The 21,623-nt window shown below is 41.7% G+C and carries 22 protein-coding genes; 11 read left to right on the top strand and 11 right to left on the bottom strand.

Annotation, left to right across the window (positions count from 1 at the left end; genetic code table 11):
* Positions 1 to 9 precede the first annotated feature (9 nt).
* Positions 10 to 1,182, top strand: a complete 1,173-nt coding sequence (gene dltD, locus FGK98_RS09270; protein WP_138100917.1) for a D-alanyl-lipoteichoic acid biosynthesis protein DltD — start codon at positions 10 to 12, stop codon at positions 1,180 to 1,182.
* A 175-nt stretch (positions 1,183 to 1,357) separates the two neighbouring features.
* Here dltD and FGK98_RS09265 read toward each other — a convergent pair whose 3' ends face one another.
* Positions 1,358 to 1,930 carry an MptD family putative ECF transporter S component gene (locus FGK98_RS09265; RefSeq protein ID WP_138100916.1) on the bottom strand — a complete coding sequence of 191 codons (573 nt, stop codon included), beginning with the start codon at positions 1,928 to 1,930 and terminating at the stop codon, positions 1,358 to 1,360.
* 133 nt (positions 1,931 to 2,063) lie between these two features.
* Here FGK98_RS09265 and FGK98_RS09260 point away from each other — a divergent pair, with 133 nt between their 5' ends.
* From FGK98_RS09260 to nrdI, 5 genes are all read left to right on the top strand, one after another.
* Positions 2,064 to 2,678, top strand: coding sequence for a YesL family protein (locus FGK98_RS09260; RefSeq protein ID WP_138100915.1), 615 nt, complete (start codon positions 2,064 to 2,066; stop codon positions 2,676 to 2,678).
* Positions 2,656 to 4,326 (top strand): sensor histidine kinase, encoded by a 1,671-nt coding sequence (locus tag FGK98_RS09255; protein ID WP_138100914.1) that lies wholly within the window; start codon positions 2,656 to 2,658, stop codon positions 4,324 to 4,326. Before FGK98_RS09260 ends, FGK98_RS09255 begins: the two co-directional genes overlap by 23 nt.
* A 12-nt stretch (positions 4,327 to 4,338) precedes the next feature.
* Positions 4,339 to 5,625: a response regulator transcription factor gene (locus FGK98_RS09250; protein ID WP_138100913.1), complete on the top strand. Its 1,287-nt coding sequence runs from the start codon at positions 4,339 to 4,341 to the stop codon at positions 5,623 to 5,625.
* Positions 5,626 to 5,685: 60 nt separating this feature from the next.
* Entirely contained in the window at positions 5,686 to 6,219 is a 534-nt protein-coding gene (locus FGK98_RS09245) for an ABC transporter permease (RefSeq protein WP_138100912.1), read from the top strand.
* A gap of 77 nt (positions 6,220 to 6,296) precedes the next feature.
* Positions 6,297 to 6,767 carry a class Ib ribonucleoside-diphosphate reductase assembly flavoprotein NrdI gene (nrdI, locus tag FGK98_RS09240; RefSeq protein WP_084945706.1) on the top strand — a complete coding sequence of 157 codons (471 nt, stop codon included), beginning with the start codon at positions 6,297 to 6,299 and terminating at the stop codon, positions 6,765 to 6,767.
* A gap of 85 nt (positions 6,768 to 6,852) precedes the next feature.
* Here nrdI and FGK98_RS09235 read toward each other — a convergent pair whose 3' ends face one another.
* From FGK98_RS09235 to argS, 3 genes are all read right to left on the bottom strand, one after another.
* A complete protein-coding gene (locus FGK98_RS09235; protein WP_138100911.1) occupies positions 6,853 to 8,115 on the bottom strand; it encodes an NRAMP family divalent metal transporter in 1,263 nt (420 codons plus the stop codon).
* Between the two features lie 197 nt (positions 8,116 to 8,312).
* Entirely contained in the window at positions 8,313 to 8,558 is a 246-nt protein-coding gene (locus tag FGK98_RS09230; protein ID WP_138100910.1) for a MarR family transcriptional regulator, read from the bottom strand.
* Between the two features lie 442 nt (positions 8,559 to 9,000).
* Positions 9,001 to 10,689 carry an arginine--tRNA ligase gene (gene argS, locus FGK98_RS09225; RefSeq protein WP_138100909.1) on the bottom strand — a complete coding sequence of 563 codons (1,689 nt, stop codon included), beginning with the start codon at positions 10,687 to 10,689 and terminating at the stop codon, positions 9,001 to 9,003.
* Positions 10,690 to 10,836: 147 nt separating this feature from the next.
* On the opposite strand from argS, the gene argR reads away from it, so the two are divergent.
* Both argR and mutS read left to right on the top strand, forming a co-directional pair.
* Entirely contained in the window at positions 10,837 to 11,283 is a 447-nt protein-coding gene (gene argR / locus FGK98_RS09220) for an arginine repressor (RefSeq protein WP_061418468.1), read from the top strand.
* Positions 11,284 to 11,333: 50 nt separating this feature from the next.
* A complete protein-coding gene (gene mutS / locus FGK98_RS09215; protein ID WP_138100908.1) occupies positions 11,334 to 13,868 on the top strand; it encodes a DNA mismatch repair protein MutS in 2,535 nt (844 codons plus the stop codon).
* A gap of 41 nt (positions 13,869 to 13,909) precedes the next feature.
* Here mutS and FGK98_RS09210 read toward each other — a convergent pair whose 3' ends face one another.
* On the bottom strand, positions 13,910 to 14,368 hold the full coding sequence (locus FGK98_RS09210) for a DUF3021 domain-containing protein (protein WP_138100907.1): 459 nt from the start codon (positions 14,366 to 14,368) through the stop codon (positions 13,910 to 13,912).
* Complete coding sequence (locus tag FGK98_RS09205; RefSeq protein WP_138100906.1) at positions 14,365 to 14,805, bottom strand: LytTR family DNA-binding domain-containing protein; 441 nt, start codon at positions 14,803 to 14,805, stop codon at positions 14,365 to 14,367. The genes FGK98_RS09210 and FGK98_RS09205 overlap by 4 nt, the downstream gene beginning before the upstream one ends.
* A 204-nt stretch (positions 14,806 to 15,009) precedes the next feature.
* Between FGK98_RS09205 and mutL the strand changes: the two genes are divergently transcribed.
* On the top strand, positions 15,010 to 16,959 hold the full coding sequence (mutL, locus tag FGK98_RS09200; RefSeq protein ID WP_138100905.1) for a DNA mismatch repair endonuclease MutL: 1,950 nt from the start codon (positions 15,010 to 15,012) through the stop codon (positions 16,957 to 16,959).
* A 152-nt stretch (positions 16,960 to 17,111) separates the two neighbouring features.
* On the opposite strand, the gene FGK98_RS09195 is transcribed toward mutL, so the two are convergent.
* Complete coding sequence (locus FGK98_RS09195; protein ID WP_138101064.1) at positions 17,112 to 17,609, bottom strand: helix-turn-helix domain-containing protein; 498 nt, start codon at positions 17,607 to 17,609, stop codon at positions 17,112 to 17,114.
* A 158-nt stretch (positions 17,610 to 17,767) separates the two neighbouring features.
* Between FGK98_RS09195 and ruvA the strand changes: the two genes are divergently transcribed.
* Positions 17,768 to 18,361 carry a Holliday junction branch migration protein RuvA gene (gene ruvA / locus FGK98_RS09190; protein WP_138100904.1) on the top strand — a complete coding sequence of 198 codons (594 nt, stop codon included), beginning with the start codon at positions 17,768 to 17,770 and terminating at the stop codon, positions 18,359 to 18,361.
* Positions 18,362 to 18,370: 9 nt separating this feature from the next.
* Positions 18,371 to 18,934, top strand: coding sequence for a DNA-3-methyladenine glycosylase I (locus tag FGK98_RS09185; RefSeq protein ID WP_138100903.1), 564 nt, complete (start codon positions 18,371 to 18,373; stop codon positions 18,932 to 18,934).
* 83 nt (positions 18,935 to 19,017) lie between these two features.
* Here FGK98_RS09185 and FGK98_RS09180 read toward each other — a convergent pair whose 3' ends face one another.
* From FGK98_RS09180 to FGK98_RS09165, 4 genes are all read right to left on the bottom strand, one after another.
* Positions 19,018 to 19,281 (bottom strand): SemiSWEET family transporter, encoded by a 264-nt coding sequence (locus tag FGK98_RS09180; protein ID WP_000166112.1) that lies wholly within the window; start codon positions 19,279 to 19,281, stop codon positions 19,018 to 19,020.
* Positions 19,282 to 19,386: 105 nt separating this feature from the next.
* Positions 19,387 to 20,421, bottom strand: coding sequence for a S66 family peptidase (locus FGK98_RS09175; RefSeq protein WP_138100902.1), 1,035 nt, complete (start codon positions 20,419 to 20,421; stop codon positions 19,387 to 19,389).
* Between the two features lie 156 nt (positions 20,422 to 20,577).
* Positions 20,578 to 20,925 carry a TfoX/Sxy family protein gene (locus FGK98_RS09170; protein ID WP_000331825.1) on the bottom strand — a complete coding sequence of 116 codons (348 nt, stop codon included), beginning with the start codon at positions 20,923 to 20,925 and terminating at the stop codon, positions 20,578 to 20,580.
* Positions 20,926 to 20,940: 15 nt separating this feature from the next.
* Complete coding sequence (locus FGK98_RS09165) at positions 20,941 to 21,618, bottom strand: DUF1129 domain-containing protein (RefSeq protein WP_171011137.1); 678 nt, start codon at positions 21,616 to 21,618, stop codon at positions 20,941 to 20,943.
* Between the last annotated feature and the right edge of the window lie 5 nt (positions 21,619 to 21,623).

Genomic DNA, 21,623 nt, shown 5'->3' with positions numbered 1-21,623 from the left:
TAAAACGAAATGATTAAATTAAAAGCATTTTTACTATCGCTTGTGCTCGTAATTGCGACGCTTGCCCTTTTAAATGTGACGTATGTCAAGAAAATTGATGATTATTATAAAGTCAAGGATAACAGTATTCGTTATAGCACTTCGTATGAAAAGTATAAAAGTAGAGATATTTTAACAAGCAATATCACTCCCAATACACTGGTTTTATTGGGGTCATCTGAGTTGGTTGCGACGATAAATGAAGACTATCATCCCAATAAAATTTTTAACTACAACGATTTTAATATCATGCAGATTGGGACCAGTTATTCTCAAAACATTATTCAGGCTACGACCTTGGGCTCTATTGAAGGATCTATGAGTAAGCGAAAAGTAGCTATAGTAGAGTCTGTTCAGTGGTTTGAAAAAGATGGGACCCATCAAGATGCCTTTTTGAACAAGGCTTCTCAGGAACATATTTTCCATATGCTAGATAATGACAAGGTTAGTAAAGAAACGAAAGAAAAAATAATCAATCGCATTATCGAGATTACTAAGGGGAACAAGCAACAAAATGACATCTACAAAAAATACAAAAGTTATTTCATAGATGGAAAAGGAACCATTGTTGATAAAAAACTATTAGAGTTCGATAAGGCGATGTATTCCTTTAAACTCAAACGAAAATTTTATGAAAATCATGAGAAATCAGATTATCCCTCATCAGGAGACAAAACCCCAGACTATGATTGGGAGAAAATGACGAATCAGTTTGTAGAAGAGGTCAAAAAGAAAACAGACAACAATGACTATGCGGTGGATAATAACTACTACAATACTTACTTGAAAGATCGCTATGCATCGCTGAAAGATTCTAACAAAGATTTGAGCTACTTAGAGTCACCGGAGTATTCAGATATGGAACTTTTCTTGACAGTTGCTAAGGAATTGGGCATTGAAGTTGAGGTTATTATTTTCCCAGTAAACGGGAAATGGAACGACTACACAGGAGTCTCAAGAGAAATGCGGGAAAAAACTTATAAAAAAATAGAAGATGTCGCAAAAAGCCATGGTGCAACGGTGCTAAACTATGGAAACAGAGAGTATGATGATTACTTTTTATTTGACGTGATGCACGTTGGAGTGAAAGGATGGATGGAAGTTGAAAAAGAACTTTACAAATTTGCAAACCAAGCTAACTAACACACATCGTTTAATCTTGTGGACACTATTTTTCTATACGGTTATCTTAAGCATTGTGATTTACTGTTTTGTGACCGATTTTTCGAGCATCCAAGAATTTATCTATAGTGAATTTTAAGATTGTATATTTAAAAAGCCCTGGAACTAGGCATTGCTAGTCTTCAGGGCTTTTACATTATATTTTTTTATCGGCTATTTTTTGACTTAGAAACTGCCCAAGCAAAGCACCAATTAAGGCACCAAGGAGAATGCTTGCGACAAAGAGAAAAATTTTGTCCCACTCTGGAGCGACCATGATACGGTCAATGTATTCTTGGGATTTTCCACGAGCGAGTAGAGTTGCTTCATAAGCTTTGGGACTGATCCACATGAGGAGGATGGGACCACTTGTGCTAAAAGCAAAGACGAGGAAGGAGAGGGTGTTTTTGATTCGATCGTTATAGTTGCCGAGGCGAGCGATAGCATCTGCTGCAAGACCGCAAGTGATAGCTGGTAGAAAGGCACCAGCGCCGTGTTTACTAGCTAGAAAAAAGAGAGCCATAAAGAGTCCGAGAGTGGTAATCGCTCCAAAACGAGGAACTTTTGCTAAAAGAAGCATGTAGACGCTCCCCCCGACAAGGGCAGAAAAGGCAGGCGCGTAGAACATATTGCCCGTTGAGTCTACCAAGTGTCCAAGTAATACTCCGATTCCTAGACAGAGGAAGTAGAGAACGACGGCTAAGAGGGTAGTTAAGATATTTTTCTTCATGAGAATCTCCTTATATAAAACTGTCAAAATCAATTGTATCACGCTTTTAGAGGATTGTAAATGGGTGCTCTATGTTTTTGAAAACGTTTGAAATATGATATAATAGTTACATAGTTGTTTTAAGGAGGATATTATGGGAAAGTTTCTAGAATTCGTCTTTAATCGTTTCTTTTTAGGAATGATTGCGACGACTTTTTTCTGGTTATTGACACTAGCAGGAGGTGTAGTCTTTGGTTTGGCACCAGCTAGTGCAACTCTTATGAGTTTATATGCGGAGAACGGTTATACTTATCGGGCTTATAGTTTGAAAGAAGCTTGGGAATTGTATAAGAGTAACTTTGTCAAGAGTAACCTAGCTTTCTATAGTTTTGTACTTGTAGATTTAGTCTTAATCTATGGTTTGTACCTTTTGGTTCAATTGCCCCATCAGACTATCTTCCATCTCTTGGCAACCTTTCTCAATATCCTTGTTGTTGCCTTTGTTTTTTTGGCTTATACCGTTTCATTGAAACTCCAAGTTCACTATGAGCTCTCTTATCGAAATACTGTAAAACTCGCTCTTATCGGGATTTTTATGAATTTACCGGCAATTGCCAAGGTTTTATTTGGTACGGTCATGCTTGCAGGAATTGGTTACTATATGCCTGCCCTCCTCTTTTTCGTAGGAATTGGGGTGTGGCATTTCTTTATCAGTGATATGTTGGAACCCGTATATGAAAGTATCCATGAAAAATTGGCGACAAAATAAAATGAAGCCGTTCTGGCTCCACTCGCTCTTGCGCATCTATACCTTGGTGATGATTGTCATCATTGCAAGCTTTGCGGTCATGCTCTCCTATGCTGACTGGAGTTCTCGTGAAAAAGAAGCTCAACGAGTAGCTCAACGTGTGACGACTCGGACAGTGAGTGAGATTGAATATTACCACAGAGAGTCGACTCAGCTAGCACAGGAACTGGTTGAAAATCGAGCACGGATTGAAGGGATCTACAAGTATTTTAGTCTGAGTACATCGGATTATTTTTACTGGCTGTTGCAACGTAAAGCGTCTCCCTATGTCTCAGTATCCTTGTATGAAAATATCGACGATCTCTATGTTCGTAATGATTTTGTGACAGGTGTTGCAATTGTTTTGCAAGACTACAAGGAAGTCTACGTTTCCACTAGAGAGAAACGTAGCGGAGAGAAAATTCTTGCTGAGGATTTCAAACCAGCAGCCAATAGTTTTGCCATACCAGTACTTGATCCTAACTCCGATCAGTCTCTAGGTGTTATCTACATTTCTTTATCGCAGGATGTACTTTACCAAGCAATTGATAATACTCGCGGTCTGATTCCTGTGGCCGTGACGATTACTTCCCCTTTTGATACTGAATTGTTTCATATAGGGGAAAATGTAGTAGCTGAACGGGAAAATTGGATTGTTGGTTTGACATCACATGGCTATCAAGTCCAATCAGCAGTTCCCAAGAATTTTGTTCTTACTGGGACTTTAACTAGTTCCGCTGTCATTGTTGGTTTGAGTGTTCTCTTTATTATTATTTTATATGTGACCTTGAGGCAGACCTTCTCCAATTACCAAAGGCAGGTCGTAGATTTAGTAGATTCTATCGAGGTGATTGCTCAAGGAGAAGAGGGACTTCGGATCGATACTTCTGAAAAAGACCAAGAGTTGCTTCTCATTGCAGAAACCACCAATGATATGTTGGATCGCCTGGAAAAGAATATCCACGATATTTACCAGCTAGAGCTCAGTCAAAAAGATGCCAATATGCGGGCCTTACAAGCTCAAATCAATCCTCACTTCATGTACAATACCTTAGAGTTTCTGCGCATGTATGCCGTCATGGAAAGCCAAGATGAACTGGCGGATATTATCTATGAATTTAGCAGTTTACTACGCAATAATATCTCCAACGAGCGGGAAACGACGCTGAAACAAGAATTAGAATTTTGTCGCAAATACAGCTATCTCTGTATGGTGCGTTATCCAAAGTCAGTTGCCTATGGTTTTAAGATTGCACCCGAATTAGAAAATATGAAGATCCCCAAGTTTACGCTTCAACCATTGGTCGAAAACTACTTTGCCCACGGTATTGACCACCGCCGAACAGACAATGTGATCAGCATCAAGGTCTTGAAGGGTGAGGGATTTGTTGAAATCCTAGTGGTAGACAATGGTCGCGGGATGACTGCTGAGAAACTAGCTAGCTTGCAAGAAAAACTAACTCAGAGAAGTTTTGAGCACGAGGCAAGCTATAGCGGAGAGCGGCAATCAATTGGAATAGTCAATGTACACGAACGCTTTGTCCTCTATTTTGGGGATCGCTACCAAATCAGTGTAGAGTCAGCTGAGCAAGAAGGTGTTCGTTACCGTATTACTATTCAAAATGAATAGAAAGGAAGGGAAATGTATAAAGTTTTATTAGTAGACGACGAGTATATGGTGACAGAGGGACTCAAGCGATTAATCCCCTTTGAAAAATGGGATATGCAAGTCGTCGCAACAGCTAATCACGCAGATGATGCATTGGACTACGTCAAGGAAAATCCAGTAGATGTGATCATTTCCGATGTCAATATGCCAGATAAGACAGGGCTTGAGATGATTAGGGAAATGAAAGAGCTACTTCCAGATACCTATTATATCTTGCTGTCTGGTTATCAGGAGTTTGACTACGTCAAAAAAGCCATGAACCTTAGTGTCGTGGATTATTTGGTGAAGCCAGTGGATAAGGTGGAGTTGAGTCATCTATTAGAAAAAATTGCGAGACAGCTTCAGGAAAAGGTGGAGCAAAGTCAAACTCTCAGCCAAGAATTGGATGAAGAGGGATTTACCAACTATTTAGCAGGTAAAGACAGCTGGTGGATAGGTCTTTCAAAGGAAAAACAAGGATCTTTCACTGTTCCTTACTATGTTTTAGGTCAAGACTGGCAGATTTTTATCTCTGATCAACCACTAGATGGAATCGTAGTAACGCCTTTTGAAGCACCCTACCAACAAGCCTTTGAAAAATGGAAGATCAACGCTGAAAAAGCCCTCTTTTACGGTTCAGTCAATCTAGAAAAATCCGAGAGTTTATTTGCTTATTATGAACCGATTTATCGCGTGATTATCCAAGGAAATATCAATCAAATCATTGAAGAATTAACCCTACTGGAGAAGGTTGTCTTAGAGAACACACCGCGCGTGGCTATCACCAAACAACTCTTTACTCAGTTTGTCATGGATGTCTTCCACTTGTTTGAGCATCTAAAAGCGGATGATATGACTGAGATTGTCAAAGCCATCCATGCTATTAACTCCTTTAAAGAATTGGTTGCCTACATCAAAGAAACCTTGACTAAGTTTTTTGGCCAGTACCGCATGAATGAAAATGTGGTGAGTGTTCTTGAAGTCATCGGGCGTGATTATAAGAAAGAGCTTTCGCTTAAGGATATCAGCAAGGATCTCTTTATCAATCCTGTCTACCTCGGTCAGCTAATCAAAAGAGAAACCAACTCAAGCTTTGCGGAATTGCTCAACAAACAGCGGATTAAGGCAGCGCAACAGCTCTTACTTTCAACCAATGATAGTATTGAAGATGTTTGCTATGCTGTTGGTTACAGCAATGTTGGATATTTCTACAAGGTTTTCCGTAAATTGTGCGGAAAATCACCAAAAGCTTACCGCAAACAAGTCGAAAGTTCCCTGTAAAACTTGTATTTACGTGCAAAAAATGCTATAATGTCCAAAATACCTTAAGGAGGAAAAATTATGAAAAAGAAACCTATTTATCTTTGGGTTTTATTAGTCCTATCAGCATTGATTTCAGCTATGTCTTTGTTTGGAATACTAAGTCCAGTACCTAGTAAAGAAGCACTAGGTGCCAGTCAAGCACAAGCACAAGGCATTAGCGCTCAGCAGCTGGAGGATACGATTAATTATCTACATAAGACAGCTGAATTATCGCATTCGACTGTTAACATCGTTTTGATTATTTTATCTGCGATTTTAGTAGTCGCAGGTATTGTGCTCTTGGTTCGTAATCATTTGCAATATGCAAATTATGCTTACATTGCTTATGTTTTGCTTGCCATTGTTGGTTCGATTTATACTTATATGGGTATGCAAGATGCTGTACAAGCTATCCGTGATGAAACTTTGCGACTAGGAACAGAAGTTCTTGGAAAGGGAACAACGATTTTATTTGTTGTTATCAATGTCCTCTTCCTTGTCATTGTCTTTTACAAGATGTGGCGTCAACAAAAAGATTTGGCTGAGGAAGTTGAAGCAGAAGAAGCAGCCTAAGTATTGACAAAAGGGAACTATCAAGTTACAATCTTGTTAGTTCTTTTTATATCGTAAACATAAAAATCGAGGTCAACATGAAAAAAATATCCTTAGTGTATATCAGTTTGAGTGGGAATACAGAGAGTTTTGTAACCCGACTCAAGGACTATCTCCTGTCTCAGTACGAAGGGATTGAGGTACAAAAGATTCATATCAAGGATCTGGTCAAGGAAGGTCAAGAATTCTTTGAAATGGAGCATCCCTATGTCGCTTTCTTGCCGACCTATCTGGAAGGTGGAAATGGTGTCGATAACGGCGATGTTGAGATTTTAACGACTCCAGTGGGTGATTTTATCGCCTATGGAGACAATGCCAGTAAGTGTTTTGGTGTAGTGGGCTCTGGTAATCGCAATTTTAATAACCAATACTGTCTGACTGCCAAGCAGTACAGCCAGCGCTTTGGTTTCCCTGTATTGGCTGACTTTGAAATGAGAGGAATGCTGGGAGATATTAAAAAGGTCGCAGCGATTATCGCGGACTTATATGGATTGGACTCAGAAAGTTAGAATCGTTCAAGTAGGCAGTTAGGTTTTCTCAACTGCCTTTTGAATGCAGAAAAAAGCACCCCAGACGAGGGTGCTGCTTTGTGAACTAGCCTGCTTTTCCGATGGCAAGTGCATAGATAAAGAAGATGGCAAATCCAAAGAGGAAGATCAATCCTGCAATGGCGAGGAGTTTCAACCAAGAAGGAAGATTTTTATTTTCACCTGCGACCAAGACATAGTTCAAAAGGGCAAAGAATGGTGTTGTAAGAAAAGATCCAATCATGGCAAAGCGGAGCATGGTTGAAACTTGACCGGCAAAGAACTTGATGATGACGATACCAATGATAGCTGTGATGGTCATCCAGATGTTCAAAGATTTACGATTATCCTCTTTTTGATTTGCCAAGAGTTGAAGGGAGGCCTGATTGACACGTGAATAGCCATCGATGACAGTAATTACTGTCCCAAAGATACAGAGGAAAGCGATGAAGGTAATCAAATATCGAGACCATTCGCCAAGGACAGAGGCATACATGCCCACAAATTGCGAGATGTATTTGGCAGAAGCAGCTTCAACTGCTTGACCTGTAGGATACTGAATGAGCGCTCCTAGTGCCACAAAGAATACAGCTAGGATAGCTGTTCCAATGTAGCCAACGTTAAAGTCGAAAAGAGCATCCTCTGTATTAAAGTTGACGGTCTTTTTCTTTTCGGCTGACCAAAGTGAGTTAATAGCTGAGATTTCAATAGGGGCAGGCATCCATCCTAGAAGGGAAACGATAAAGGGGAGGGCTGCCATTTGCCAAGGTGTTTTCTCGATAAAATCAGAGCTGTATTCTGGGTGCTTAACTGCAGCAATGATGACGGCAAGAACAGTTGCAATAGTCAAGGCGGACATGATCCATTTGGCCATACCATCCAATAGTTTGTAGCCACCAAAGAGCAGCATAGCCCAGATGACTGCAACAAGTATAAGAGACCATTGAGTGATACTAAGACCAATCATTGGAAAGGCACTAGCGATGATAGCTGAACAAAGGATGGCGACACCGGCAGTATTGACCAAGGCAGAAAAGACATTGAGAATAAAGAAAATCCAGAGATAGAGTTTTCCTTTTTCTGCATAGCCTTCAACCAAGGTCTTTCCAGTATCTGCTGTGTATTCAGCACCAAAACGGAAAAATGGGTATTTAAAAATATTGGCCAAGATAACTAAGAGGAGTAGTGACCAACCATAAGAACCACCAGCTTGAGTGGAGGATACGATGTGAGAACCTCCGACTGCAGCGGAAGCCATTAGGATTCCGGGTCCCATTGCTTTTAGCTTGCTTGCCCAGGTAGACTGGTGTGATGAAGTAACTTGTGACATAAAAACCTCCCGTTTTTGAATTTTCAGAATAATCTGAATAGATAAGTTCTATTCTACAAGAAAGTCAGGAAAAATGCAAGAAAATTTTGAAAATATATAGAAAATTTCAGAAAGAGGCCTTGATTAACAGTCCTGAAGCTCATTATAAGTTTCATGAAGAAGAGAAAAATCCGAGAAGAAGACTTCTCGGATTTTGATTATTTGAGTTGATCAGTGATTTCCTTGGAAAGCATGAGTCCCAAACGATAGCTCTTGTTGATGTAGGCGATGATATCATTGATATTCTCTGTTGTTTGGATTCTTTCGCGGATATCTGCTTTGAAAGTTTCGTCTTTCAAAAGCTGCTCCTGAAGGAGTTTCTGAAGTTTTTCTTTTTCGTATTTATTGATGAGAAAAAGAACGACAAGACTGATAAGAACTAAGATATAAGCGTACTGGCTCATAAAATCTCCCCTGATTTGATAAAAAATTAAAGGCATAAGAAAAGCGAAAGAAATTTTCGCTTTTCAACTAAGTGATTAGACTGGCGGAACAGGTATCTGACAGATAAAACAAGACGGTCTTGATCTTTAACTGAAAAGTCCGTCCGGTTGAAATGAAGACTAGTGAAGCGCCAAGCCAAGGACCGAGTAGGATTTAACGATAGTTACTTAGATTATTTTATGATTAAGTCAATTGAGTGATTGCGATGCGTCTAAACCAATCGCTATTATTTGTTGGGATGCATTAGTGAAGTGTTTAGGTAATTCTCCATATAGTTACGACGTAAAGAAACATAAATCGATCTTATTTATGTTTCTTTACTAGTGAAGCGCCAAGCCAAAATCCGTATAGGATTTGGCGTTAGTTACTTAGATTGCTTTGCAATCAAGTAACTTTGGCGATTTACATCTTCTCTGGTGCTTCTACTCCAAGCAAACGAAGGGCTTCTTTGAGAACAACAGCTGTTGCGTAGCTGAGGGCTAGACGGCTGTCACGCTCTGGACTTTCATCCAAGATACGAGTGTGGGCATAGTATTTATTGAAGGCTTGAGCCAAGCTGATTGCATACTTGGCAATGAGCGATGGATCATAGTTAACAGATGCGCGTTTGATGACACGGGCAAAGTCTTGGAGAAGTTTGATGATTTCCCAGCTTTCAGCATCATTTAGACTGTAATTTGCTTGAGCATTTGGTTGGAAGTCTGCTTTTCTAAGTAGAGACTGAATACGTGCGTAAGCGTATTGGATATATGGACCAGTCTCACCTTCAAAGGAAACCATTGCTTCCAAATCAAAGTCATAACCATTTCGACGGTCAGTCTTCAGATCGTAGAATTTGACAGCTCCAACCCCAACAGCTTGAGCGATTTGATCCTTGTTTTCGAGGTCAGGATTTTTCGCTTCGATTTGAGCTTTGGCACGAGTGATGGCTTCTTGGAGAGTTGGTTCAAGCAGGATGATGTTTCCTTTACGAGTAGAGAGCTTTTGGCGATTCTTGGTTACAAGACCAAAGTCAACGTGAACCATATCGTCACTCCAAGCAAATCCCATTTTCTTCAAGACAGCTTTCAACTGTTTAAAGTGGTTGGATTGTTCTTGACCAACTGCGTAGACATTTTTAACAAAGTTGTAAGTACGAGCACGGTAGATAGCTGTCGCGATGTCACGTGTGATGTAGAGGGTTGCACCGTCAGATTTCTTAATCATAGCAGGTGGAAGTTCAACATCATCAAGGTTAACAATGCTAGCTCCGCGTGATTCTTCTAGCAAACCTTTTTCTTCAAGGATTTGCACGGCCTCATCCATCTTATCGTTGTAGAAGGCTTCACCGTTCAAACTGTCAAATTCAACGTTCAACAGTTTGTAAATGCGGTTGAACTCAACCAAACTTTCATCACGGAACCACTGCCAAAGTTGAGTTGCTTCTGGATCGCCATCTTCCAATTTTTTAAACCAGAGACGTCCTTCATCATCAAGAGCTGGGTCATTTTCGATTTCAGCATTGATGCGAACGTACAATTTCAACAATTCGTCAATCGGATTAGCTTCTACGGCTTCCTTACTTCCCCATTTTTTATAAGCAACCATGAGAAGACCAAACTGTTTACCCCAGTCTCCAAGGTGGTTGATTTTAATAGTGTTGTAGCCCATTTTCTTAAAGATATTAGAAAGAGCATCTCCGATAACAGTTGAACGTAAGTGACCTACTGAGAAAGGTTTTGCGATGTTTGGACTTGATAGGTCAATCGTGATATTTTGCTCTTTGCCTTCCGTTTGTTGAGCGTAGTCAGATCCTTTTTCGATGATCTCTTTGATAACGGCTCCAGAAATGGCAGATTTATCAAGGAAGAAGTTGACGTAAGGGCCAGTTGCAACAACTTTTTCAAAGGCTTGGCTGTTGATTTTTTCAGCGATTTCAGCAGCAATCATTTGAGGGGCTTTGCGTTCGACTTTTGCAAGTGAGAAAGCAGGAAAAGCGATATCTCCCATGTCAGAGTTTTTTGGTTGTTCTAGTAAATTTAAAATAGCCTCTTGATCTAGGCTATCGATGACGCTAGCCAATTCACTAGCAATCAGTTTTTTTGTACTCATAAGTAGGCTCCTTTTGGACTTTTATTCTATTTTATCATAAATTTAGTGAAAGAAGAAAGATTTTTTTGAATTATTCAGTTTTTTTGGTATAATTATATCTAAAAATAAACCCGAAATCGGTTATAAATATTCATGTAAGAGGTTGATATGAGAAAAAAAGAACGACACCAGTTGATTAAAAAGATGATCACTGAGGAAAAACTAGCTACACAAAAGGATATCCAAGATCGCCTAGAAGTTCGGAATGTCTTTGTGACGCAAACGACCTTGTCTCGCGACCTGCGCGAGATCGGCTTGATCAAGGTTAAGAAAAATGGTATGGTATATTATGTGCTAGCGAATGAAACAGAAAAGATTGATTTGGTAGAGTTTTTGTCGCATCATCTAGAAGGGGTTGCGAGAGCAGAGTTTACTTTGGTACTTCATACCAAGTTGGGAGAAGCAGCTGTCTTAGCAAATATTGTTGATGAAAATAAGGACGAGGCGATTTTAGGAACAGTTGCGGGAGCCAATACCTTACTGGTTATTTGTCGAGACCAGCATGTTGCCAAGCTCATGGAAGAGCGTTTGCTAGATTTGATGAAGGATGAATAGGGTTTTGGGACTTGTTCCCAAGCCTTATTTTTGACAAGGAGAGAGCTAATATGACGACAGAAAAACTATCACCTGGTATGCAGCAGTATGTGGATATTAAAAAGCAATATCCAGATGCTTTTTTGCTCTTTCGGATGGGTGATTTTTATGAGCTGTTTTACGAAGATGCGGTCAATGCGGCGCAGATTTTAGAGATTTCACTGACCAGTCGTAATAAAAATGCAGAAAATCCGATACCCATGGCGGGTGTCCCCTATCATTCTGCCCAGCAGTATATCGACGTATTGATCGAGCAGGGCTATAAGGTGGCCATAGCTGAGCAGATGGAAGATCCTAAACAAGCAGTTGGGGTTGTCAAGCGAGAGGTGGTTCAGGTCATCACACCTGGTACAGTAGTTGATAGCAGTAAGCCCGATAGTCAGAATAATTTCTTGGTTGCCTTAGATCGTGATGGAAATCAATTTGGACTAGCTTATATGGATCTAGTGACAGGTGATTTTTATGTGACGGGTCTATTAGATTTTACCCTTGTTTGTGGGGAAATCCGTAATCTCAAGGCTCGAGAAATCGTGCTGGGTTATGACTTGTCAGACGAAGAAGAGCAAATCCTCAGTCGCCAGATGAATCTGGTGCTTTCCTATGAAAAGGAAGGTTTTGAGGATATCCATTTACTGGATTCACGTTTAGCAACTGTGGAGCAAGCGGCAGCTAGTAAGTTGCTTCAGTATGTTCATCGGACCCAGATGCGGGAATTGAACCACCTCAAACCAGTTATCCGTTATGAAATCAAAGATTTCTTGCAGATGGATTATGCGACCAAGGCTAGTCTGGATTTGGTTGAGAATGCTCGTTCAGGCAAGAAGCAGGGGAGTCTTTTCTGGCTTCTGGATGAAACCAAAACGGCTATGGGCATGCGGCTCTTGCGTTCTTGGATCCATCGTCCCTTGATTGATAAGGAGCGAATCGTCCAACGTCAAGAGGTGGTGCAGGTCTTTCTTGATCACTTCTTTGAGCGTAGTGATTTAACGGACAGCCTCAAGGGTGTTTATGATATCGAACGCTTGGCTAGTCGGGTTTCTTTTGGCAAGACCAACCCCAAGGATCTCTTGCAATTGGCGACTACCTTATCTAGTGTGCCACGGATTCGTGCGATTTTAGAGGGAATGGAGCAGCCTGCTCTGGCCTATCTCATCGCACAGCTAGATGCCATTCCAGAGTTGGAGAGCTTGATTAGCGCAGCCATTGCCCCCGAAGCTCCTCACGTGATTACGGAAGGTGGCATTATTCGGACGGGATTTGATGAGACCTTGGATAAATACCGCCGAGTGCTCAGAGAAGGGACCAGCTGGATTGCAGAGATAGAGGCTAAGGAAAGAGAAAACTCGGGCATCAGCACGCTTAAGATTGACTACAATAAAAAGGACGGCTACTATTTCCATGTGACCAATTCGCAACTGGGAAATGTGCCTGCCCACTTTTTCCGCAAGGCGACGCTGAAAAATTCGGAACGCTTCGGTACCGAGGAATTAGCGCGTATCGAGGGAGATATGTTGGAGGCGCGTGAAAAGTCAGCCAACCTAGAGTATGAAATCTTTATGCGTATCCGTGAGGAAGTCAGCAAGTACATCCAGCGTTTGCAGTCTTTAGCCCAAGGAATTGCGACGGTTGATGTCTTGCAAAGTCTGGCAGTGGTGGCTGAAACCCAGCATTTGATTCGACCTGAGTTTGGTGAGGATTCACAAATCGCTATCCAGAAAGGACGCCATGCGGTCGTCGAAAAGGTTATGGGAGCGCAGACCTACATTCCAAACAGTATCCAGATGTCAGAAGATACCAGCATTCAACTGATTACGGGGCCCAACATGAGCGGGAAGTCTACCTACATGCGCCAGCTAGCTATGACGGCGGTTATGGCCCAGATGGGTTCTTATGTTCCTGCTGAGAGTGCCTATTTGCCGATTTTTGATGCGATCTTTACCCGTATCGGAGCGGCAGATGACCTGGTTTCAGGTCAATCAACCTTTATGGTGGAGATGATGGAGGCCAACAATGCCATTTCACATGCGACCAAGAACTCTCTCATTCTCTTTGATGAATTGGGGCGAGGAACTGCGACCTATGACGGGATGGCTCTTGCTCAGTCCATCATCGAATACATCCATGAACATATCGGAGCCAAAACCCTCTTTGCTACCCACTACCATGAGTTGACTAGCCTAGAGTCTAGCTTGGAACACTTGGTCAATGTCCATGTGGCAACCTTGGAGCAGGATGGGCAGGTCACCTTCCTTCACAAGATCGAACCAGGACCAGCTGACAAATCCTACGGTATCCATGTTGCTAAGATTGCTGGTTTACCAGCAGAACTTTTAGCAAGAGCGGATAAGATATTGACTCAACTGGAGAGTCAAGGGACGGAAAGTCCTGCTCCGATGAGAGAAACAAGTGCTGTCACGGAACAGATTTCTCTCTTTGATACGCCTGAAGACCATCCTATCCTAGCAGAATTAGCTAAACTGGATGTGTACAATATGACACCTATGCAGGCTATGAATGTCTTAGTAGAGTTCAAACAAAAGTTATAAAAAGAATCCCACTCATGCATTTGTGAGTGGGTTTTTCTCTATTATTGTTTATGGTTCAAGAGTTGATTGATGTGGTCCACTTTTTTAGCTTCTCTTTTATAGAGAATAGTCCAGATGATGAGGTAGACGATCGCAAACTCCGGAATGAGCTGGAGATAGAAGGTCCAGTGGAAGGGGAACCAACCAGCCAGAGTTGCCAGTGGGACAAAGCCAGCTAGCATGAGGAAGAAATGGGAAAGCGTTGCACGGAGCAAGCTCCAGTCACGGCTGAATAAGCGACCGCCAAAGCTAAAGAGAACGCCGATAGCTGACCAGATGACCATACAGTAGAGCAAGACGAGGGCACCGTGAACCTGATGTTGCACCATCACTTGGCCGATCAGAGAATCGGAACTCAGTGGGGCGTAGGTATTTGGGGCATAAATGAGTGAAAAGATGATAGAGAGGATGAGCCCGATGAGAACACCAGCGGCTGCATCGTGAAAGATTTGTTTTTTCATAGTTCTAATTTCTCCTTGATGGTTTTTAGGTAACGGCGAGATGAGTAGGTGAAGCTTTCGTTTTTGAGAAAGATTTCAACCAGACCGTTAGAGGTTAGCTTGAGACGAGAGATCGAGTCGATATTGATGATTTCTGATTGGGAAATTTGGATAAAAGTGGTCGGCAGAATGTCAAGAACTTGATAGAGACGCAAATCAATAGTGTAGGTATGAGATGCAGTTTCTGCAAGAACCTTCCGATTCTCGATATAGAAGCGTTGAATCTTACCAATCTTAACTAGATAGACCTGATCATCAATCTTTCCTTTGATTGTTTCTTTTTGGTCAAGATTTTCTACGAACTCGATGACTTTCTGGACTTTTTCGGTCGGCTGAGGAGTTTGGACAATCAGCTTTTCCTCCTCATAAGTCTCCTTAATCTGTAGTTCTACTTTCATAAATTTCCCTCCTTTTCAGTTATACAAGGTTGTGATCACTTCCTGTACACCTTTATTAAACACTATTTTACGAACCATGGCAAGAGCTTTTGACTATGTGGAGAGATTTGGAGTCTATGTGGTATTTGCTTTTTCTGGTAGCATCTGAAATATGGTATAATATAATCAATTTCTAGGAAAATAGATACAGAAAGGGGCTGAAAGATGTCTCATATTATTGAATTGCCAGAGGTGCTGGCAAACCAGATCGCGGCAGGAGAGGTCATTGAACGTCCTGCCAGTGTGGTCAAAGAGTTGGTAGAAAATGCCATTGACGCGGGTTCAAGTCAGATTATCATTGAGATTGAGGAATCTGGTCTTAAGAAGATTCAAATCACAGATAATGGTCATGGAATTGCCCACGATGAGGTGGAATTGGCCCTGCGTCGTCATGCGACTAGTAAGATAAAAAATCAAGCAGACCTCTTTCGAATTCGGACGCTCGGTTTTCGTGGTGAAGCCCTGCCCTCTATCGCATCCGTCAGTGTCTTAACTTTGTTGACAGCGGTGGAAGGTGCAAGTCATGGGACCAAGCTAGTGGCTCGTGGAGGAGAAGTCGAAGAAATCATACCAGCGACTAGCCCTGTGGGGACCAAGGTTTGTGTAGAGGACCTCTTTTTCAACACGCCAGCCCGTCTCAAGTATATGAAGAGCCAGCAAGCGGAGTTGTCTCATATCATCGATATTGTCAACCGCCTGGGCTTGGCCCATCCTGAGATTTCTTTCAGCTTGATTAGTGATGGCAAGGAAATGACACGAACAGTGGGAACAGGTCAATTGCGCCAAGCTATCGCGGGGATTTACGGTTTAGCCAGTGCTAAAAAGATGATTGCTATTGAAAACTCTGATTTAGATTTCGAAATTTCAGGTTTTGTGTCCTTGCCTGAGTTGACTCGAGCCAACCGCAACTATATCAGTCTCTTTATCAATGGCCGTTATATCAAAAACTTCCTGCTCAACCGTGCTATTTTGGACGGTTATGGCAGTAAGCTTATGGTGGGTCGTTTTCCACTGGCTGTCATTCACATCCATATCGATCCTTATCTGGCTGATGTCAATGTTCATCCAACCAAGCAAGAGGTACGGATTTCTAAGGAAAGAGAGCTGATGGCGCTGGTTTCAGAAGCTATTGCAAAGAGTCTTAAGGAACAGACCTTGATACCTGATGCCTTGGAAAATCTTGCCAAATCTACCGTGCGTAATCATGAAAAGGTAGAGCAAACCATTCTCCCACTCAAAGAAAATACGCTCTACTATGAACAAACAGAAGTAACAAGAACGACTCAAGCTGAGGTAGCTGATCATCAGGTTGAATTAACTGAGGATGGGCAGGATTTGACCCTGTTTGCCAAGGAAACCTTGGACCAGTTGACCAAGCCTGCAAAACTCCATTTTGCAGAGAGAAAGCCTGTCAGTTATGACCAACTAGACCATCCAGAGCTAGACCTTGCTAGTCTCGATAAGGCTTATGATAAGCTGGAGCGAGAGGAGTCATCTAGTTTCCCAGAACTAGAGTTTTTCGGGCAAATGCACGGGACCTATCTCTTTGCCCAAGGTCGAGATGGACTCTACATCATAGACCAACATGCAGCTCAGGAGCGGGTTAAGTACGAGGAGTATCGTGAAAGCATTGGTAATGTTGATCAGAGCCAGCAGCAACTCCTAGTGCCCTATATCTTTGAATTTCCTGCGGATGATGCTCTTCGTCTTAAGGAAAGAATGGCACTTTTGGAGGAAGTGGGCGTCTTTCTAGCAGAGTATGGAGAAAATCAATTTATCCTGCGTGAACATCCTATTTGGATGGCCGAAGAGGAAATCGAATCTGGTATCTATGAGATGTGTGACATGCTCCTCTTGACCAAGGAAGTTTCTATCAAGAAATACCGAGCAGAGCTGGCTATCATGATGTCCTGCAAGCGGTCAATCAAGGCCAACCATCGTATCGATGACTACTCAGCCAGACAGCTCCTTTATCAGCTTTCTCAATGTGGCAATCCCTATAACTGTCCGCATGGACGCCCTGTTTTGGTGCATTTCACCAAGTCGGATATGGAAAAGATGTTCCGACGTATTCAGGAAAATCATACCAGCCTTCGAGAGTTGGGGAAATATTAAGAACACAAAAAGCCTTTGTTCCCTTTGAACAAGGCTTTTTAGTTTTTCTAAGGTGGGAACTTTGATTGGATTTGGGCAAGTTGACACGAGGTTTACACTTGCTTGACAAGACCAGTTCTATAAAAAGTGTTGTGAAAACTGAACTAGGTGATTCAAGTTTTTGTAGAGTCGTCTTTGTCAGAAGGATTCTCAAGACCAATCACTTTATCAAGATAACGTTGTTTGGTTTTGAGAGTCTTGTTGATAGCAATAGCTGAAGCAATCAAGAGAACGAAGGTCAGCCAAATCCAGGCGGTGAATTCGGCTGGGAAACTCGAACCAGCTAAAAAGAGATAGATAGCCAGAGCCAAGACGAAAATATAAATCACTTGCCAGATACCAAAGGATTTAACCTCTTTATAGTATTTGTCCTTGTTTTCCTCCAAGATCACTTCTGAGGAACCTTTTTCAGAGTTTTCATCCAGTAGTAGATAGTCAGTTGTCACTTGAAAAATCTTGCTTAATTCAATGATTTTTTCGATTTCAGGAAGGACTTGTCCAGACTCCCATTTGGAGATGCTTTGCCGAGAAACATTGATTTGTTCAGCTAGCTTTTCCTGTGACCAACCTTTTTCCTTTCGGAGTTCAAATAGTTTTTCTGCGAGTTTCATCATTCTATCCTCCTTTTTCTACCTCTATCCTAACAATTTTTACTTATAATGAGAATACAATCTCCTGTACTATTTGTCAACCAGAGGTTGCACCTTTTGTTGCAGTCTGTCTTGGGGAAATATGATATACTAGATAGGCAAAATAATGGAGAAAAACTATGTACGAATATCTAAAAGGAATCATTACTAAAATCACTGCTAAATACATTGTCCTAGAGGCGAATGGTATCGGTTATATCTTGCATGTAGCCAATCCCTATGCTTACTCAGATCAGGTCAATCAAGAAACTCAAATTTATGTGCATCAAGTTGTTCGTGAGGACGCCCATCTGCTTTACGGTTTCCACTCAGAAGACGAGAAGAAGCTCTTTCTTAGTCTGATCTCGGTCTCTGGGATTGGTCCTGTATCAGCTCTTGCTATTATCGCTGCCGATGACAATGCTGGCTTGGTTCAGGCGATTGAGACCAAGAACATCACCTACTTGACCAAGTTCCCTAAAATTGGTAAGAAAACAGCCCAGCAGATGGTGCTAGACTTGGAAGGCAAGGTAGTTGTGGCTAGTGATGACCTTCCTGCCAAGGTCGCAGTGCAAACCAGCATTGAAAACCAAGAACTGGAAGAAGCTATGGAAGCCATGTTGGCATTGGGCTACAAGGCAACCGAACTCAAGAAAATCAAGAAATTCTTTGAAGGAACGACAGATACAGCTGAGAACTATATCAAGTCAGCTCTTAAGATGTTGGTCAAATAGGAGAATAATATGCCAAAACGTTGTTCGTGGGTCAAGATGACCAATCCGCTCTACATCGCCTACCACGATCAGGAGTGGGGCAAACCCCTTCATGACGACCGCGCTCTTTTTGAACTGCTCTGTATGGAGACTTATCAGGCTGGTCTGTCTTGGGAAACGGTACTAAACAAACGCCAAGGATTCCGAGAAGTATTTCACCACTACCAAGCCCAACGTGTTGCAGAGATGACAGATGGGGAGTTGGAAGCCTTGTTAGAGAATCCAGCCATCATCCGAAATCGTGCTAAGCTCTTTGCGACGCGTGCCAACGCCCAAGCATTTTTACAAGTCCAGAAAACCTATGGCTCTTTTGACGCCTATCTCTGGTCTTTTGTTGATGGGCAAACCATCATCAATGATGTTCCTGACTATCACCTAGCACCTGCTAAAACAGTCTTGTCTGAAAAGTTATCTCAAGATCTCAAAAAACAAGGCTTCAAGTTTACAGGTCCAGTCGCAGTTTTGGCTTTTCTACAGGCGGCAGGTCTGGTTGATGACCATGAGAATGATTGTGAGTGGAAAAACGGAAATTAGTGAGTGCAGGCGTCTAATTATCTGAGAATATAGAAAAAAGCTGAGAGATTTATCTCAGCTTTTTGATTATATGCTAGTAATTTTTATAGTGCAGTAAGAAATGTCAGTCCACCTAAGACAACGCCAGCTGAGTTTGGAATAATTAGTATCCAATCCTTCTTAGGTTCTTTTGTCCATCCGTAAATAACCCAAATTAAACAAGATACTGCTGCGGATAAAGGCTGGAATGGTTGAGCTTTGTTGCCTTGTAAATTGGCAAAAATTTGTGGGATGTAGGCGATAAATACAATAATTCCGATAAAGGCCCCGATTGAACCGACAATTTGATTTATTTTTTGTTTAGTCATATATACCTCCTTCAAAAAGATATCATAGAAATTAGCGAAATGCAATAAATTCAGACACAAATTGTAACGAAAACCAATACAAAAGCACAAAAATAGAGAAACTGTCTATTTTTTGTTATAGTCAAAGCGAATGACTTGTTCTTTTGCATCCACATAAGCATGGATGCAAAAGGGAACAATGGCTCTTGGTGTCGCATGGCCGACATTCAGATTATAGACAATCGGGATATTGCTGTCAATAATGTCCAATAGTGCCTCTTTATAGTCGTCATAGAAAGTTTCATCCATAGGTTTTCCGACCAAGAGTTCACTGATGACCTCAAATACCCCAGTTTCTTTCAAAGCCTGTACCATCTTTTTGAAGTTTTCCGGCTCAGGCTTTTCTTCGCTTGTTTCTAACAAGAGAATCTTTCCTTGCCAGTCGGATAAGTCAGGAAAAAGTTTGTACTTTTGGCAGAGCTCCGTGCTGTCTGCGTATAGAGAATTGTCAAAGTTATCATAGAGAGACTCAAGGCAACCACCGAGAATTTCTCCCTCAAACTGAGCATTTCCTTGTAACAAGTCAAAACCAGTATTTGCATGACTGATACGAGCTGTTCCTAGGGCCTTGGGACTAAAGTCAGTTCGTTCCTCATACCAAACGTCGCTAGGGCGGATTTCTGAGATTCTTCCCGTCTCGATCAATTCTTTAAAGTAGTGGAGACTATAGGGCAACATCTTCTTGTCTAATTCACAAATGTCTGCTAGAAAGGATTGCCCATAAAAAGTCTTGACCCCTAGTTTATGCAACATGAGATGATTCATGGTTGTATCTGAGAAGCCAAGAAAAATCTTTTGTTTGATAACTTTTTGAAGCTGGTCGTTTTCAAAAAGATAAGGTAGCAAGCGATAGGTATCGTCCCCACCAATGGCGCATAGGATCATGTCAATGCTATCGTCTGAAAAGGCCTGCATCAAATCCTCTGCACGCGCCTCAGGATGATCCTTGATAAAGTCCAAGCCCTTTAGCGAATGGGGCAAAAAGACAGGATTGAGTCCCAAATCCTTGAGGCGTTGGATACCCAATTCCACTTCGTGTTTGACAAAATCCTCTCCGATAACACCGCTAGACAAACTAACAATACCAATAGTAGAAACCATATCTCATCCTCCTAGAAATAGATTGAGCCTATTTTATCAAAAAAGATAGGAGAAAGCTATGGCGAATGTCAGAAGAATGCTTTTAAATCAAGAAAGTAGTAAAAAGCAACCGCCTGAGCAGTTGCTTTTCGTTTTTCTAATCTCACTAGATATGCGTTACTTGGTCAACTCTTGATTATAGGAGAGAGCTAAATCAATCCAGTAAGGAAGTTCTTTTTGACCTTCGATATCTAGGTCTATATAGCCATGATAAGGTCGCCCTCTCATCAATGTGGTATGAGCTCCTGTTCGGGGTAGAACTTGCTTTTCCATTTCTTTGCCAATTCTCACCATAACCAGCTCGTCCTTTCTGGAACTGACTGTAAGGACCATTTTCCCACGAATCATAAAGGCAAGACCACCAAATAGTTTCTTTTCTTCTAACTCTTCTTCGAAAATTTGGGGAGGAAGTTTGAGTGCTAGAATTTTTCGAATCTGCTGAGCTAAGGATTGACTATATGCCATAGCTTTTCACTTTTCTTAATAACGTGATGGGCCCGCGCTTGCACTTCGGATGTTGAAACGTTTCTTGAGATAGAAGTGAAGGGCGAGAAGGGCAGCCCCTAGGATAGCCAAAGGCAATGGAGCAAGGACTGGATTTAGGTTGGCTGGTAGGAAGCTAGTTCCAAAGAAAACGGCTAACCAAAGGACCATAGAAGCCAGGATAACGAGCACAGATTTCCAGAAAGGAGGACGCTGGCTACGCTCCATATCGGGTCCATAATAGCGGTAGACAAAGTAGTACATAAAGTAAAAGGCAACTCCCCCAACAAGACCAACCAACAAGAGGGTAATCAACCCATAGCCAATAGCCTGATCTCTAGAGAAGAACGTAGTTAGAGCGCTAACCAATGCAAAGAGACTGGTGATAAAAAGGGCTGAGTCCATAATCATGAGTTTTGGATCGTCATTTTCTTTTGGATGCTCTTTTTCATATTGCTCCTTGACAGTGAAGCTGTGAGCCCAGTGAGTTGGAGCGCCGTATAGGGAACGAGCTGTCGTTCCTTTGGCTTGTTCTTCAAGGATTTTAGGAATAACTTCCTCAAAGACAGCCTTGATTTCAGTATCTGTTTTGCCATCTTTGATAAATTGTTGGGTAGCGATGTGGATAAACTCTTGGTTTTTCTTGGTTAGTTTTTGTAAATCAATCTGAGACATAGGGA

Origin of the sequence: Streptococcus australis, from assembly GCF_901543175.1 — a bacterium.
Taxonomy (GTDB): Bacteria; Bacillota; Bacilli; order Lactobacillales; family Streptococcaceae; genus Streptococcus; species Streptococcus australis_A.
This window is presented reverse-complemented; position numbering and strand designations above follow the sequence as displayed.